The 13,961-nt window shown below is 37.8% G+C and carries 15 protein-coding genes and 1 riboswitch; of the genes, 6 read left to right on the top strand and 9 right to left on the bottom strand.

Going from position 1 to position 13,961, the window contains the following annotated elements; genetic code table 11:
* Positions 1 to 7: 7 nt before the first annotated feature.
* A complete protein-coding gene (locus MKX72_RS01910; protein ID WP_034267028.1) occupies positions 8 to 325 on the bottom strand; it encodes an ArsR/SmtB family transcription factor in 318 nt (105 codons plus the stop codon).
* Positions 326 to 533: 208 nt separating this feature from the next.
* On the opposite strand from MKX72_RS01910, the gene MKX72_RS01905 reads away from it, so the two are divergent.
* Both MKX72_RS01905 and MKX72_RS01900 read left to right on the top strand, forming a co-directional pair.
* Positions 534 to 683, top strand: a complete 150-nt coding sequence (locus MKX72_RS01905; RefSeq protein WP_013055132.1) for a BH0509 family protein — start codon at positions 534 to 536, stop codon at positions 681 to 683.
* A 225-nt stretch (positions 684 to 908) separates the two neighbouring features.
* Positions 909 to 2,828 (top strand): heavy metal translocating P-type ATPase, encoded by a 1,920-nt coding sequence (locus MKX72_RS01900; RefSeq protein ID WP_049162765.1) that lies wholly within the window; start codon positions 909 to 911, stop codon positions 2,826 to 2,828.
* 229 nt (positions 2,829 to 3,057) lie between these two features.
* Here MKX72_RS01900 and MKX72_RS01895 read toward each other — a convergent pair whose 3' ends face one another.
* Genes MKX72_RS01895 through MKX72_RS01885 form a run of 3 tightly spaced genes read right to left on the bottom strand, consistent with a single transcriptional unit; the run spans position 3,058 to position 4,763 of the window.
* Positions 3,058 to 3,897: a YihY/virulence factor BrkB family protein gene (locus MKX72_RS01895; protein WP_034267022.1), complete on the bottom strand. Its 840-nt coding sequence runs from the start codon at positions 3,895 to 3,897 to the stop codon at positions 3,058 to 3,060.
* 14 nt (positions 3,898 to 3,911) lie between these two features.
* On the bottom strand, positions 3,912 to 4,250 hold the full coding sequence (locus MKX72_RS01890; RefSeq protein WP_155008627.1) for a YtxH domain-containing protein: 339 nt from the start codon (positions 4,248 to 4,250) through the stop codon (positions 3,912 to 3,914).
* A 39-nt stretch (positions 4,251 to 4,289) separates the two neighbouring features.
* Positions 4,290 to 4,763: a low molecular weight protein-tyrosine-phosphatase gene (locus MKX72_RS01885; protein WP_033580741.1), complete on the bottom strand. Its 474-nt coding sequence runs from the start codon at positions 4,761 to 4,763 to the stop codon at positions 4,290 to 4,292.
* Between the two features lie 176 nt (positions 4,764 to 4,939).
* Here MKX72_RS01885 and MKX72_RS01880 point away from each other — a divergent pair, with 176 nt between their 5' ends.
* The gene (locus MKX72_RS01880; protein WP_013055127.1) at positions 4,940 to 5,167 is read left to right on the top strand and encodes a DUF1128 domain-containing protein; all 228 of its coding nucleotides are present in this window, start codon (positions 4,940 to 4,942) and stop codon (positions 5,165 to 5,167) included.
* Between the two features lie 182 nt (positions 5,168 to 5,349).
* A riboswitch (purine riboswitch) is annotated at positions 5,350 to 5,451 on the top strand.
* 83 nt (positions 5,452 to 5,534) lie between these two features.
* Positions 5,535 to 7,271 (top strand): adenine deaminase, encoded by a 1,737-nt coding sequence (ade, locus tag MKX72_RS01875; RefSeq protein WP_047751737.1) that lies wholly within the window; start codon positions 5,535 to 5,537, stop codon positions 7,269 to 7,271.
* A 238-nt stretch (positions 7,272 to 7,509) separates the two neighbouring features.
* On the opposite strand, the gene MKX72_RS01870 is transcribed toward ade, so the two are convergent.
* The 4 genes from MKX72_RS01870 to hmpA form a co-directional block, all read right to left on the bottom strand.
* The gene (locus tag MKX72_RS01870) at positions 7,510 to 8,256 is read right to left on the bottom strand and encodes a CAP domain-containing protein (protein ID WP_033580739.1); all 747 of its coding nucleotides are present in this window, start codon (positions 8,254 to 8,256) and stop codon (positions 7,510 to 7,512) included.
* 358 nt (positions 8,257 to 8,614) lie between these two features.
* Complete coding sequence (locus MKX72_RS01865; protein WP_013081517.1) at positions 8,615 to 9,127, bottom strand: type 1 glutamine amidotransferase domain-containing protein; 513 nt, start codon at positions 9,125 to 9,127, stop codon at positions 8,615 to 8,617.
* 143 nt (positions 9,128 to 9,270) lie between these two features.
* Positions 9,271 to 10,560, bottom strand: a complete 1,290-nt coding sequence (locus MKX72_RS01860; RefSeq protein WP_028412459.1) for a lysine N(6)-hydroxylase/L-ornithine N(5)-oxygenase family protein — start codon at positions 10,558 to 10,560, stop codon at positions 9,271 to 9,273.
* Positions 10,561 to 10,632: 72 nt separating this feature from the next.
* On the bottom strand, positions 10,633 to 11,814 hold the full coding sequence (hmpA, locus tag MKX72_RS01855; RefSeq protein ID WP_155008626.1) for an NO-inducible flavohemoprotein: 1,182 nt from the start codon (positions 11,812 to 11,814) through the stop codon (positions 10,633 to 10,635).
* Between the two features lie 216 nt (positions 11,815 to 12,030).
* Between hmpA and MKX72_RS01850 the strand changes: the two genes are divergently transcribed.
* Together MKX72_RS01850 and MKX72_RS01845 are read left to right on the top strand one after the other, a co-directional pair.
* A complete protein-coding gene (locus MKX72_RS01850; RefSeq protein ID WP_028410145.1) occupies positions 12,031 to 12,480 on the top strand; it encodes an Rrf2 family transcriptional regulator in 450 nt (149 codons plus the stop codon).
* A gap of 173 nt (positions 12,481 to 12,653) precedes the next feature.
* Positions 12,654 to 12,785 (top strand): YflJ family protein, encoded by a 132-nt coding sequence (locus MKX72_RS01845; RefSeq protein WP_016762840.1) that lies wholly within the window; start codon positions 12,654 to 12,656, stop codon positions 12,783 to 12,785.
* 48 nt (positions 12,786 to 12,833) lie between these two features.
* Here MKX72_RS01845 and MKX72_RS01840 read toward each other — a convergent pair whose 3' ends face one another.
* On the bottom strand, positions 12,834 to 13,919 hold the full coding sequence (locus MKX72_RS01840; RefSeq protein WP_155008625.1) for a nitric oxide synthase oxygenase: 1,086 nt from the start codon (positions 13,917 to 13,919) through the stop codon (positions 12,834 to 12,836).
* Between the last annotated feature and the right edge of the window lie 42 nt (positions 13,920 to 13,961).

The following is a 13,961-nucleotide window of genomic DNA, read 5'->3' as shown; positions in this document are numbered from 1 at the left end:
CCTCCTTCTAATCGTTATGTGCGCATTCTACGTGCTGAATCACTTGATGCAGTATTCCAACCACGTGTTCATCATCGTACGTATAGAAATACGTATTCCCTTCACGGCGATATTTTACTAAACGTAAATGACGCAAGTGAGTTAACTGATGTGAAATAGCTGATTGTGAAACACCAAGCACTTCAACCATATGACCGACTGAACACTCTTCTTGAAATAGCAAATAGAGAATCTTCATTCTCGTAGGATCTGAAATAGCTTTTAGTATTCTTGATGCTTCTTCTACTGTTTGAGGTGATAAAAACGAATGTTCATCTTTTTTCATAACATCTCTCCGTTCATTATATGCAAGTATATGAGCATATGCTCATATATGAATTATAAAATACCTTTTTCTCTATAGTCAATTATTTACGTCTTTCAAAATTTTTTTGCCTATTTTAAAAAAAAATCCACACAAAATACTTTTTCTGTTATATAATACAATTAAATATAATAAACTGTATTAAAACAGATGGAGAGGAGAATAATAAATGAGCAGACAAGAACGTAAAAACATGATTACATTTATTGAAACAATGAAGGGGATTGACCGTGAAACCTTAATGTACATGACGGATGCCGATATCGAGCACATTTACACTTCCGCTTATAAATATTATGAAGAGCATTTAGATATGTAGTACGTTTTTTACAGAATGCAGACGTCCAGCTGCATTCTGTTTTTATTTTTTAAGCATTAGTTGTTACCTACTTGCTTGTTCCGTGCTATACTATACTAAATATCCCAATTCAAAAGATAATAAATGGAAAAAGTGTGCTGCTATCGCTGAGATGGCAGCTTTCGTGCTTTTTTAGGGGTAATGATTGTGATTATTTTTCTCAATTATCGTTCAAGGAGGATTTGTATGGAAAATGCGTTACCTAAAAAACAAGAACAAACGCCGCAAACATCTTCTGCTGTCAACGTATTAAAAACACATGGTGAACTCATTGCTGCACTGTTGAGCGGAGTGCTTATTTTAGCCGGCTGGCTGATTTCAAAACAGCAGGATACAGCTGTATCTATTACGCTCTTTGTATTAGCTTATGTGATAGGTGGATTTGCTAAAGCAAAAGAAGGCATTGAAGAAACGATTGAAAATAAAGAATTAAACGTCGAAATGCTAATGATTATTGCGGCCATTGGAGCGGCTGTAATTGGCTACTGGACAGAAGGTGCTATGCTTATTTTCATTTTTGCACTAAGCGGTGCATTAGAAACGTACACCATGAATAAAAGCAACCGAGAAATTAGCGCCTTAATGAATTTGCAGCCGCAAGAAGCAACGCGGCTGATTGGAGACCAAGAAGAAATTGTCTCCATTTCAGATTTACAAATCGGAGACTTGCTGTTAGTTAAGCCGGGTGAACGAGTGCCGTCCGATGGTATTGTTGTCTCAGGTCAAACAACGATTGATCAGGCAGCTATTACGGGTGAATCTGTCCCTGTACTAAAACAGCTCGAAGATGAAGTATTCGCGGGCACGGTGAATGTGAAAGGCGCCATTACCATTAAAATGACAAAGCCAAGTGCTGAGACGCTGTTTCAAAAGATCATTCAACTTGTTCAAACGGCTCAAAGTGAAAAGTCTCCTTCTCAATTGTTTATCGAACGATTTGAAGGCACATACGTAAAAATTGTTCTATCGGTTGTGGCAGTTATGCTGTTTCTCCCCCACTATGTGCTTGGATGGAGCTGGACTGAGACATTTTACCGAGCAATGATTCTCTTAGTTGTAGCGTCTCCTTGCGCCCTAGTTGCATCTATCACCCCTGCTTCGCTGTCTGCTATTTCAAACGGAGCAAAAAAAGGAATTTTGTTCAAAGGCGGCGTGCATTTGGAAAGGTTAAGCCATTTAAGCGCAATTGCTTTTGACAAAACAGGCACGTTAACAAAAGGAAAGCCAGAAGTGACAAATGTTATTGTACGTTCTGATATAAACGAACAGGAATTTCTTATTAAAATAGCATCAATTGAACGTCAGTCTAATCATCCGCTTGCTCAATCCATTGTTGACTTTGTGAAAAACAAGCAGGAATTGACGCTCGTTCAGCCAGATTCACTTGAAGACGTTCCCGGATACGGTGTGATTGGGTCTCTTCAAGGAGATACGTGGAAGATAGGAAAAGCAGATTTTGTAGGTAAAGAAGAAGCAGCTGAATTTGAAAATGGGATTTCATCTACGCTTGCCAGTGAAGGAAAAACGATTGTGTACGCAAAAGACCAGCATGGTATTGTGGGATTGCTTGCGCTAAAAGACGTTGTACGAACAGAAGCTGTAGAAGCTGTTAAATCTCTTAAAGAGCAGGGTATTCATACCGTCATGATTACAGGAGACAGCGAAAAAACAGCCGAGGCCATTTCAAAAGAATGTGCCGTCGATGAATACATTGCAGAATGCTTGCCTGAAGCGAAAGTAGATAAAATTAAAGCGTTAAAAGAAAAATTCCCTACCGTTTCAATGGTGGGAGATGGTATTAACGATGCACCTGCTCTCGCTACTGCTAACGTTGGAGTAGCCATGGGAGAAGGAACCGATGTGGCACTGGAAACGGCAGATATTGTTTTAATGAAAAATGATTTATCAAAAATTTCGGATGCAGTAGCTCTTTCCAGACGAATGAACTCAATTGTGAAGCAAAACGTTATTTTTTCTATTGCCGTCATCTTTTTATTAATTTGTTCGAATTTTTTCCAAGTGCTTGATATGCCATTTGGTGTTATAGGTCACGAAGGCAGCACCATTTTAGTTATCTTAAACGGCCTTCGCTTGCTAAAATCTTGACGAAAAAAAGCCTAACGTATTTGTTAGGCTTTTTATTATGGAAATCAATGCCTTAATGGTAACCGTTTTGTCCATTTTGGCTGTTGCTTGTTTTATGCTTTGGCTGACTCTTTTTATTTTGCTTTGTATTGCTTCCGTCTTTTTTCGTATGCTTTGTCATGATGTAAAACCTCCCTTTCACTTTGTTAGTATGCTCATATCTTGTGAATGATTTCATCCCAATTTGTGACTATGAAGATTTGACTCGGCGGTCGTAGAAAATAGCGTTAATTTCTCCTCCAATAACGATAATCATACCCGATAGGTACAGCCAAATAAGCAAGATAATAATTCCGCCCAAGCTTCCATATGTAGCCGTATAGTTATTGAAATGATTGACGTAATACGCAAATAGCATCGATACCACTGTCCATCCGACCGTAGCAAAAGCCGCTCCTTTTACAACATTTCGAATCAGCAGCTTTTTATTAGGAGCAAAGTAATACAACCCCGTAAAAACAGTAAACAAAATGAGACCGCTGATAATCCAGCGGGAAGCAGACCATAAAGCGAGAAAAGTTTCTGAAAATCCAAACGTAGACGATAAATAAAGACCAATCATATGACCAAAAACAGGAAGTAAAAGCGCTACAATAATAACAAATATCATCGCAAAAGTAAGGAGAACTGCCATGCCTCTCGCCACTAAAAACGGCCGATTTTCTTGTACGTGATACGCTCGGTTAAATGCCCTTACGATCGCATTAATTCCATTTGAAGCAGACCACATCGTGGCAATGATACCAAAGGACAATAGTTTTTCATTATGAGAACCAATGATATGAGAAACGTTGCTTTCAATCATGTGCAGCGTTTGCTGTGGCGCTACATTTTCGACCAAGTCAAGCAGATCTGTTGATTCCAATGGCAAAAATCCAATCAGCGTAATTAAGAAAATTAAAAAAGGAAATAGCGAGAGCAGCAAATAATAAGCCAATTCAGCTGATAAGCTGGGCAGCTCATCTCGATGAATGCGGCCCATCAGTTCTTTGCCAAACTTTACGATGTTATTTATGTATATTCCAGCCATATGTGCCTCCTTATTTATTTTTGTTCATCACCATACTTCTCTACAAATGCTTCTTTTGTATCGTTTACAATTTCCATCACCTGAGGGGTTGTTTCTTTTAACTTTTCTACTTTTCCCGCTACAAATGATACATCTTCAGAAACTTGCTCAATGGTCGTACGGATCGTTTCATATTTCTCTTTCACAGTATCCGTCACAAGTTCAGGATGCTGAATAAGAGTTTTTGTTTTGTCTTTCAGTTTTTTACTTCCTTGAATGACGGAACTTCTGGTTTCTTTATCAAATAAAGAAACAGCTCCTCCTATAATTGCTCCAATGACCATACCTTCTACTAGCTTATTTCGATTACCCATTTGTCGTTTCTCCTCCGTTTTTTATTTTTTAAGTATCACTTATTCTGAGAAATGCTTCTCTATAATTTCGTCTAAAAGAGCCTTGCATCCTTCTTGAACTAAGTCATATACTTCGTCAAAATTCCCCGTAAAATAAGGATCAGGCACATCTTCAATATGTAAATCGGGCACAAAATCCAAAAGTCTTGCAATATAACCTGTTTTAGTATGTCCAGCCATTCTTCTCAGATTTCCTACATTTTCGACATCCATTCCAATAATATAATGAAATTTAGCTACATCCTCTTGAATCACTTGTCTTGCTGTTTGCCCTTTAAAATCAATGTTGTTTTTCGTTAAAATAGATTGCGTCCCTTCATGAGGAGGATTTCCTTTGTGCCAGCCTCCTGTGCCTGCAGAATCTACGTGAATTTGTCCTTGTAGCCCTTTTTTCTTCACCATATCTTTAAAGACCGCTTCTGCCATGGGTGAACGACAAATATTTCCCAAACAAACGAATAATACGTTAATCATAGTCTCGACTCCTTTCCCTTATTACAAACATTATATACAATCATTTTTAAACTAAAAAATAGTTTTCTTTTATTTATATCGTTTCCACTCTTCTGTGGATAAGAACCTGACATAAAAGTGTTCACACGATAAAAACATGTTACAATAAAAAAAACGCAACTGGAAGGATGAACAAAGTGGATTTATCAGTAAAATCTCCAGAGAATATTAAACATATGGTCGATAGCATCAGTGAAAAATTGCGCATGCTAAATATCGGAGCAATTAAAGCCGAAGCTTTTGACGAAGAAATGTATGAAGACTTAAAGTACTTATACGATATGGTAATGAGAAAAGATTCTTTTAGCCCAAGTGAAATGCAAGCGATCGCGGAAGAATTAGGTACACTGCGTAAACAAGCTTAATGACACCTCCGTCAATGACTAATAGCCATTGACGGTTTTTTCTACATTTTTTTCTATACATGAATGCTGCACCTTTTAGCGAGCAAATAAGAGTTAAATCGTTTACATACACATAGATGAAATATTCCCAAAAATCTTTCTTTTTTATTAGGAATTGACGTTTTTATTATTTGTCTATAGAATGTATCGAAATACCTAAAGCTCGTATAGTCTTGGAAATAGGGTCCAAGAGTTTCTACCGAACTACCGTAAATAGTTGGACTACGAGGGTTGAACATCATTCATACTGCATTTTTATTCTTCTTTATGTTCTCCCTTACATAGTCCTTCATTGTTATTCAGTTATACAATGAGAGGAGTCACATTCATGTCAAATACAAAAACAACCTTAAAAAAACAGCTTGCTGTTGCCAATAAAAAAATACCTGCAGATCTTGTAGTGAAAAACGGGAAAATTATCGATGTCTTTACGCTTTCCATCATTGAAGCCGATATTGCGATTGCTGATGGAGTGATTGTTGGAATAGGTCAATACGACGGGAATAACGTCGTTGATGCAAAAGGAAAATACATTTCGCCTACGTTCATTGATGGACACGTTCACATTGAATCATCAATGGTTACACCTAAAGAGTTCTCAAAACTTCTTGTACCTAGAGGCGTTACAACTGTCGTAACGGATCCTCATGAAATTGCGAATGTTTCAGGGAAATCTGGCATTGAGTTTATGCTTCAAAACTCGGATTCCATTCCTTTAGACGTATTTGTGAACTTACCTTCAAGCGTGCCAGCAACTCCTTTTGAAAGCTCTGGAGCCGTCTTAAAAGCAGCTGACTTAGCGCCATTTTTCTCTCACTCTCGCGTGCTTGGATTAGCAGAAGTGATGGATTTCCCTGCTGTTCGAGATGGAGATGACGATATGCTCGATAAATTACAAGCAGCTAACGATGCAAACGGCGTAATTGATGGGCACGGCTCAGGGCTAGATGCCACGGGCGTTAACATTTATCGTACCGCTAATATTTCAACAGATCATGAATGCGTAACAGCAGAAGAAGCAATTGAACGTATTCAGCGCGGGATGTATGTTCTAATCCGCCAAGGTTCTGTTGCTAAAGATTTGAAACAATTGTTACCTGCTGTAAATGAACGCAACGCGCGCAGATTTTTATTCTGTACCGATGACAAACATCTAGATGATTTATTAACGGAAGGCTCTATTGATTACAATGTTCGTTTTGCTATTGAACTCGGGCTGGATCCGTTAATTGCGATTCAAATGGCTTCATTAAATGCCGCTGAATGCTACGGGTTAAAAGATAGAGGTGCGGTTGCTCCTGGTTACAAAGCTGATTTTATTCTGTTGGACGACTTAACCGATATATCTGCAGCACATGTTTATCAAAACGGAGAGCTCATTGCTGAAAATGGAGAGATGCTGTCTGTGCAAGAAGAACAAATTGATCTTCCGACAGAACTAATGAATTCTGTTCATTTGAAAGAGTTTTCTATTAACAAACTTACGATACCACTTCAGCACAATCGGGCTAATATTATTGAAATTAATCCAAACAGCCTGCTTACAAATCATATTGTAGAAGAAGTTCAAGTAAAGCAAAACGAATTTCAGCCTTCTGTAGAAAACGATCAGCTGAAAATGGCTGTTGTTGAGCGCCATCATCTAACAGGAAATATTGGTCTTGGGATCGTAAAAGGCTTTCAGCTAAAAGACGGAGCGATCGCTACTACGATTGCTCACGATTCACATAATATCGTAGCCGTAGGAACAAATGATGAGGATTTAGCAAAAGCAATTGCGGCAATTGAAGAAATCGGCGGAGGTATTGTTATTGTAAAAGATAATGAAGTGATTGGTTCCCTCCCTCTTTCCATCGGAGGGTTAATGTCACCTCACCCTTACAATGAAGTAAATAGCTTACTTAAGCAGCTTCACGGGGCTCTTCATGAGCTTGATATTTCACAGAAATTCAACCCGCTGCTGACGTTATCTTTCTTAAGCTTGCCTGTTATCCCATGTCTAAAATTAACCGACAAAGGATTATTTAACGTAAAAGAATTCAAGCATATCCCCGTTCAAGCATAAAACAAAAAGGACTCTTTTGAGTCCTTTTTATTTATACCCTTTAGACGGCGTAGTTCGAGTTTTACGATTTTTATAATGACGATATCCTTCTTTTAAAAGGATGGGAAAAACAGCGACTAGAATTTTTTTTAATATACGTCCCAATGTAAGGCACTCCTTTACGTGTTCTTACTTTACTATACCCAAATTGGACAGCTAAAAACGCAAAAAAGAGCAGGTATATCCTGCTCTTTTTGTATTACTTACCGATAAATTGTTGAGTCCAGTACGTAGTATCACCTTTTACGTATCCAACACCAATTTCAGTGAAATCAGGGTTTAGAATATTTTTGCGGTGACCGTCACTATTCATCCAAGCATTCATTACATCTTCAGGAGATTGCTGACCTTTTGCAATGTTTTCACCTGCAGTTGTATATTCAATGCCGAATTGTTTCATCATATCAAATGGTGAACCATATGTTGGTGAATTGTGGTCAAAGTACCCTTTGTCCATCATATCTTTTGATTTAGTGCGTGCAACGTCACTTAATTTTTTGTTAAGTGTTAAAGGCTTTAAACCTTGTTTTTGACGTTCTTGGTTTACTAAATCTACTACTTTTTGTTCAAATTGACTAGCATCTTTGGTTTGCTCTGCTTTATCAGTATTTTCTGATTGTTGAGCTTTTGTGTTTTGCTGTGTTTGCTCCGGAGCTTTTGCTTCTTCACTTTGCTCTGGTGCTTGTGCTTGTTCCTGTGGAGCTGCTTCAGCTTGATCTGGTGCCTGTGTTTCTTGCTGTGGAGCTGCTGCTTGAGCAGATTGTCCTTGAGCGTTAAATTTCTTTAATAGCTCGTCTACATTTATATTTTGTGCTGCTTGAGCATCTTTAATGGTAATTTGTTTTGGAGTGTTGCAATCAGGAGCTGCTGCATTTGCTTGTCCTGCTGTTAGTAATCCTAATGATACGGCACCTGCGACAGTGGCAATACGAAACCTTTTCTTCATGTTTGAAATCCTCCTATGTGATAATAAAGTTTTTTGTAAAACCGCAACGCATCTAAGCTTGTAGCAAGCCAACCTCGTGATGCACCCTCATTGTTGCACGAAAACTATGAAACTCGCAACGTCTTTTAAGCTACCAAAATTATACTAACACTTATGTAAAAAATATTTCGATTATATTACGCGGCTTCTAGCTATTGATAGTAAAAGGTTTTCATATACTTTGAGAAATAGCTTCATCCAATGCGGTAATATAACTGTAAATTCCTCGTCAAAAACGTTACATACAAAAAAGGCGACAACAGAGTGGTAAACCACCCTGTTATCGCCTTTTACAGAAAGTTTTACTAATATTATTTACTTATTTTAAGACGTTTACTGATTCACGTACGAATGCTTCCATATCATCTGGTGTACGGCTTGTAACTAGTTGATTACCGCATACCACAACTTCTTTATCATGGAAGTTTGCGCCTGCATTTTTCAAATCAATAGCAATTGATTTGAAACCAGTTACGTCACGTCCTTTTAATGTTTCAGCATTGATTAGCAGCTGTGGCCCGTGACAAATAGCCATAACCGGTTTGCCTTCATCCATAAATGATTTTGTAAAAGCTACGACTTGATCGTCCGCACGCAAGATATCTGGTGAGAAGCCTCCGGGTAAAAACAATGCGTCAAAATCTTCTGGTTTTACATCGGCAATTGCTTTATCAATTGTTAATGTTGTTTCGCCTTGTTTACCTGTTACTTCGCCTGTTTTCACATCGATTTTTGTTAGCGTATGGCCTTCTTCTTCAAAGGCTTTGGCTGGATCTGTATATTCCACATCTTCAAATAAATCTGTTACTAATACTGCAATTTTCTTACTCATTCTAAGCAACTCCTTAATTGATTTGTGTACTAATGTTCTATAAATAAAATACCCGTACACTATTCTTTTAAACATGGTTTACGAGTAAAAAACTTTTCTACAATAATCTAAAAACACAGTGTAGGTTTTTATAAATCAGACATTCAAAACAAATTAAATGTCTGAAACGTCGTCTCTTCTGGAACTGGATACACATCTCTACCTGCAATTACGTTCAGAATACGCTGATTACGCTGAACGGATAAACCAAGATTTGTTGCGCCAGATCCGTGTGAATGTTCAATGTTAGTTAACGTAAAAAAGTGGTGGTTACGGGGTTGTTTAAAGACAAGCCGGTAATCTTTTGTGACGTTGAAACGCTTGTCATCTTCCCATTCGATATCATCTTTTATTCGTTCGATGAACGGCGAAATCTTTGGCTTATAGCCCGTGGATAATATCAAACGATCCGCTTCGTATTGAAAAGAGCGATCAGCCTTTAATTGTTTACACTCCAGCTCATATCCATTTGCTTTTTTATGAATGTCACTTACTTCAGTCGAAGCTTGAATCGTAACGGGTACTCTTCCTTTAAGTGAACGATGATAGAGTAAATCATAGATTTTCGTTAAGGTAGAAGATTCAATTCCGTGACGTAGGGGGTTTAAATCTTCTACCGTGCTTGTACGCTCCTCAAAAGCCAGCGAATGAAAGTAATCTACATAGTCTGGCGAAAATAACTCTTGAGCAAGCTTGGATTGATCAAGCTGAAAAAAATTAGAGGATCTTGTAAACCATGTAAGGTGGTAATGATGTTCAGTCTGTTCTTCTAGTAAATCCAGAAAAATCTCGGCAGCACTTTGCCCTGAACCAACGATCGTTACATGCTTCCCTTTTTGAATCTCTTCTTTTTTATGTAAATAGCCGCTGCTGTGTAAAATATGCTCATTTAGCTTTTCTTCAAAAGCCGGAGGCACAAGTGGAATGCTTCCTGTTCCCATTACAACGTGTTTAGCATTTACCGTTTGAATTCCCTCAGGTGTTTCTACCTTTACTTCATAATACTCTTCTTCATTTTTTGGTATCACGTCCACAACTTTTGAAGAAAAGTGGCAGGAAGATAGCTGCTCCGCTACCCATTTTGCGTACTCGTTGTATTCTTGACGCGGAATGTCAAAACGATTAAAGAAAAAGAACGGATACAAGCGCTTTTGCTTGTGAATATAATTTAGAAAAGAATAGGGGCTTGTTGGATCTGCAAATGTAACTAAGTCTGCTAGAAACGGAATCTGCAAGTCCGTGCCGTCAATTAACATGCCCGGATGCCATTCAAATTTCTCTTCTTTATCAAAGAAGACTGCATCAATTTCATCAAGAGGCTCAGCAAGGGCCGCTAAGCCTAAATTAAAAGGGCCTATTCCTATTCCCACCATGTCATACTGCTTATTTGTCATCTTTAAACTCCCTTTCATAAAAAAAGCTAACAGTATTGTCTACTGTTAGCTTTTTACCCTTTTTCCATACATTTATGCGGAAGGAGTCATACTCATTTTCGGGCCAAACGATTCATACATGATATTTTCTTGGGAAATGCCCATTTCATCTAGGCCTTCTAACACCATTTGTGTAAATGAAGAAGATCCACAAACATAATAATATGCATGTTTATCGCCGGCATATTTAGCTAGCTCTTTTTTAGTTAAGCGACCATACGTTGTGTTTTCATCATGCTGATCTGTTTGCGCTTGACTATAGAAAACGTGCTGTTCAAACGTATATGTCTCTGACAACGATTGAAGCTCTCGTTTCATTGCATGAAACTGCTCATTTTTAGCACTGTGAATAAATGTTACTTCTTGATTGTTTTCCAATGCTTGATGAAGCATTGACATCATTGGAGTAATTCCTACACCTCCGCTGATAAATACTGATTTATTATTTTCTTTTAAGACAAAATCTCCTGCTGGAACGCTGACTTCAAGCAAGTCTCCTTCTTTCAATTGATCATGTAAATACGTTGACACGACCCCGTCTTCCATTTGTTTTTCTTTTTTCACCGTAATTTTATAGTATGGTTGGTTTGGATAGCCAGATAAGCTGTACTGGCGAATGGATAAATATTCTTGACCAGGAATTCGTACACTCACGTACTGACCTGGCAGAAAAGCAGGCAGTGCTTTTTGATCAGGTGATACTAAATAAAACGAGTACACGCCTTCTGCTTCTTTTACTTTTTTATGAACCATTAGTTTTTTATAATCTTTCCATCCTTTTTCTTCAGCTTCTTCATATAACTCTTGCTCCACACTTATGAATACGTCTGCAATGGCACCGTAAGCTTCTTTCCAAGCTTCCATAATCTCATCGGTCGCAGCTTCTTTTAAAACATCTTTAATTGCCTTTAATAAGAACTCGCCGACAATTGGATAGTGCTCTGCTTTCACGCCGATACTACGATGTTTATGGGCGATTTGCTTCACAACTGGAAGCAGCGTTTCAAGCCGATCGATGTACTGCGCAGCGGCATAAACTGTATTAGCTAACGCCATTTGCTGACGTCCTGTTTTTTGATTTGTTTGGTTGAATACATTTTTTAAAGAAGGATACTGTTCAAAAAGCATTTCATAAAAACGAGTTGTGATTGCTTGACCATGCTTTTCTAAAACAGGAACTGTACTTTTTACAATAGAAATAGTTGTTTGTTTCATAACTTTCGCCTCCGAAAGATTTATTTTTAAAAGATATATTTTTAATACATCTTTATAATACTCATATCCTACTTAAAAAGATATATTTTATATACATATTTAAAGAAATGTTCACAAATTCACCCTGTCAAAAATGTGAGCATTCTTTCTGTATTTCTTAGATATAGACATGCTATTATAGATATATCAGCTGCTGATAAGAGAAGAGGTAAAAAGATGAGGCTCACACAATATACAGATTACTCACTGCGAGTTTTATTATATTTAGGCGTTCGCGATAATAATAAACTAAGCAATATAAAAGAAATTGCTGAAGCGTATAATATTTCAAAGAACCATCTTATGAAAATCATTCACGAACTTGGAAAACTTGGCTTAATTGAAACGATCCGAGGACGAAACGGCGGTATTCGTTTAGCTCAGCTTCCAAAAGACATTAATATTGGCAAAGTGGTACGTCAAACTGAAGAAGATTTTCATATTGTTGAATGTTTTGACCGTGAAGGAAACTTCTGCATTATTAGCCCCGTCTGCAAGTTAAAAAGTGTTTTGCATGAAGCCATGCAAGCCTTCATTAAAGTGTTAGATCAGTATACATTAGAAGATCTAATCCAAAATAAAGACGAATTAAACCTCCTCCTCCTATCTCAAAAAAACGAGGAATGAACAAACTAAAATTCACCTGAAATCATTCTCGTTTTTTTGACCTTTTTCCCTTTCATCATAAAATAAAAGATGTTACAATGAGGCACGTATTGGAAAGACAAGATGTCTCCATTCGAGCAGACAATGAACCTCATTCTGTTCATCCTAAAAAAATGACGAAAGGGTGTTTGAGTATGCACGTAGGAAGCAAAGGTTGGTATGTTGAGGAACTTAAAAAACGAGGAGTTCGCAACCATGAAGGCCGCAAAGTGGAAAAGTACAAAACATATGTACTTGCTAACTTGCTTGATAAACACAAAAATTAATTAACGTGTAATAAGAGAGTACAAACTTGTACTCTCTTTTTTGTTCATTTAATAAGCAGCGTCTTGATAAAAATAATTTGGTGATAATACTTTATTTTTATAAGGCTTATGAAAAATATGTGTGGTAGCTGGTGAAACCGGTGGGATTAACCATGTCCAGTTCCCAGTCACTTCCCGGCCATTTTTTTGTTCTCTTTCTTCAAACAAGTGAAATTGCTGAGCAGCCGTATGATGATCTACAATGCTAACACCTTCTCGTTTGAAAGAAGAAAGCACCGCAACGTTTAATTCAATAAGAGCTTTGTCCTTCCAAAGCGTCGCGTTGTAATCCATATTCAATCCCATCATAGAAGCTATTTTTGGAAGTTGATTATAGCGATACGTATCCGCCAAATTTCGGGCACCAATTTCAGTCCCCATGTACCATCCATTAAATGGTGCTGCGACGTAATCAATCCCTCCAATTTCTAGCTTCATATCTGAAATCATCGGGACAGCGTACCATTTTAACTGTAAGTCTTCAAATTCAGGAAGTTCTGGATGCGTAATAGCTACTTCTTTCACTAAATGTTTTGGAATCTCAAACAATCGAGGTGACGCTTCATTAACTTGCAGGACCAGAGGAAGAACATCGAAGTGAGTTTTCTCACCTTCCCACCCCAGCTTTTGGCAAACTTCTGTGAACGCAACAGAATCAGGATCTCCTATCACGCCATATTCCGTCTCGTACCCAGCATAGCGGATTAGCTGATGATTCCAGATTCTAATCGGTTCTTTTGCTTGCGTTTTCGGTTTAAACACCGTAATAGTAGGCCGGATTTTCCCGTCATTTGTTGCATATTCAATATGGTGAAAAAGAGCGTCTCTTACCTCTTCAACTGTGCTCACCTCTCGCTTATCAAATACATTGAGCGATTGCCAAAATAGTCGTCCGATACATTTATTGCTGTTTCTCCAAGCCATGCGAGCTCCGTGCTCTAACTCTTCAAATGTATGATCATAATGTCCGAGTGACATAATTTGCTGATGAATTTCTTTTAATCGCCTGTTTTTGTCCGCTTCGCTTTTTTCAAGTTCAGCGTAACACGTCTCTATAAATACACGTGCTTGTTCAAATAATTCTTCTTGCTTCAACGTTTGTTCCCCCCTAGAAGAACAGATTTCATTCTTTTCGTC

Source organism: Priestia sp. FSL R5-0597 (assembly GCF_038006305.1).
Lineage (GTDB): Bacteria > Bacillota > Bacilli > Bacillales > Bacillaceae_H > Priestia > Priestia zanthoxyli.
The sequence above is the reverse complement of the archived record's forward strand: the minus strand, read 5'-3'. Positions and strand labels throughout refer to the sequence as shown.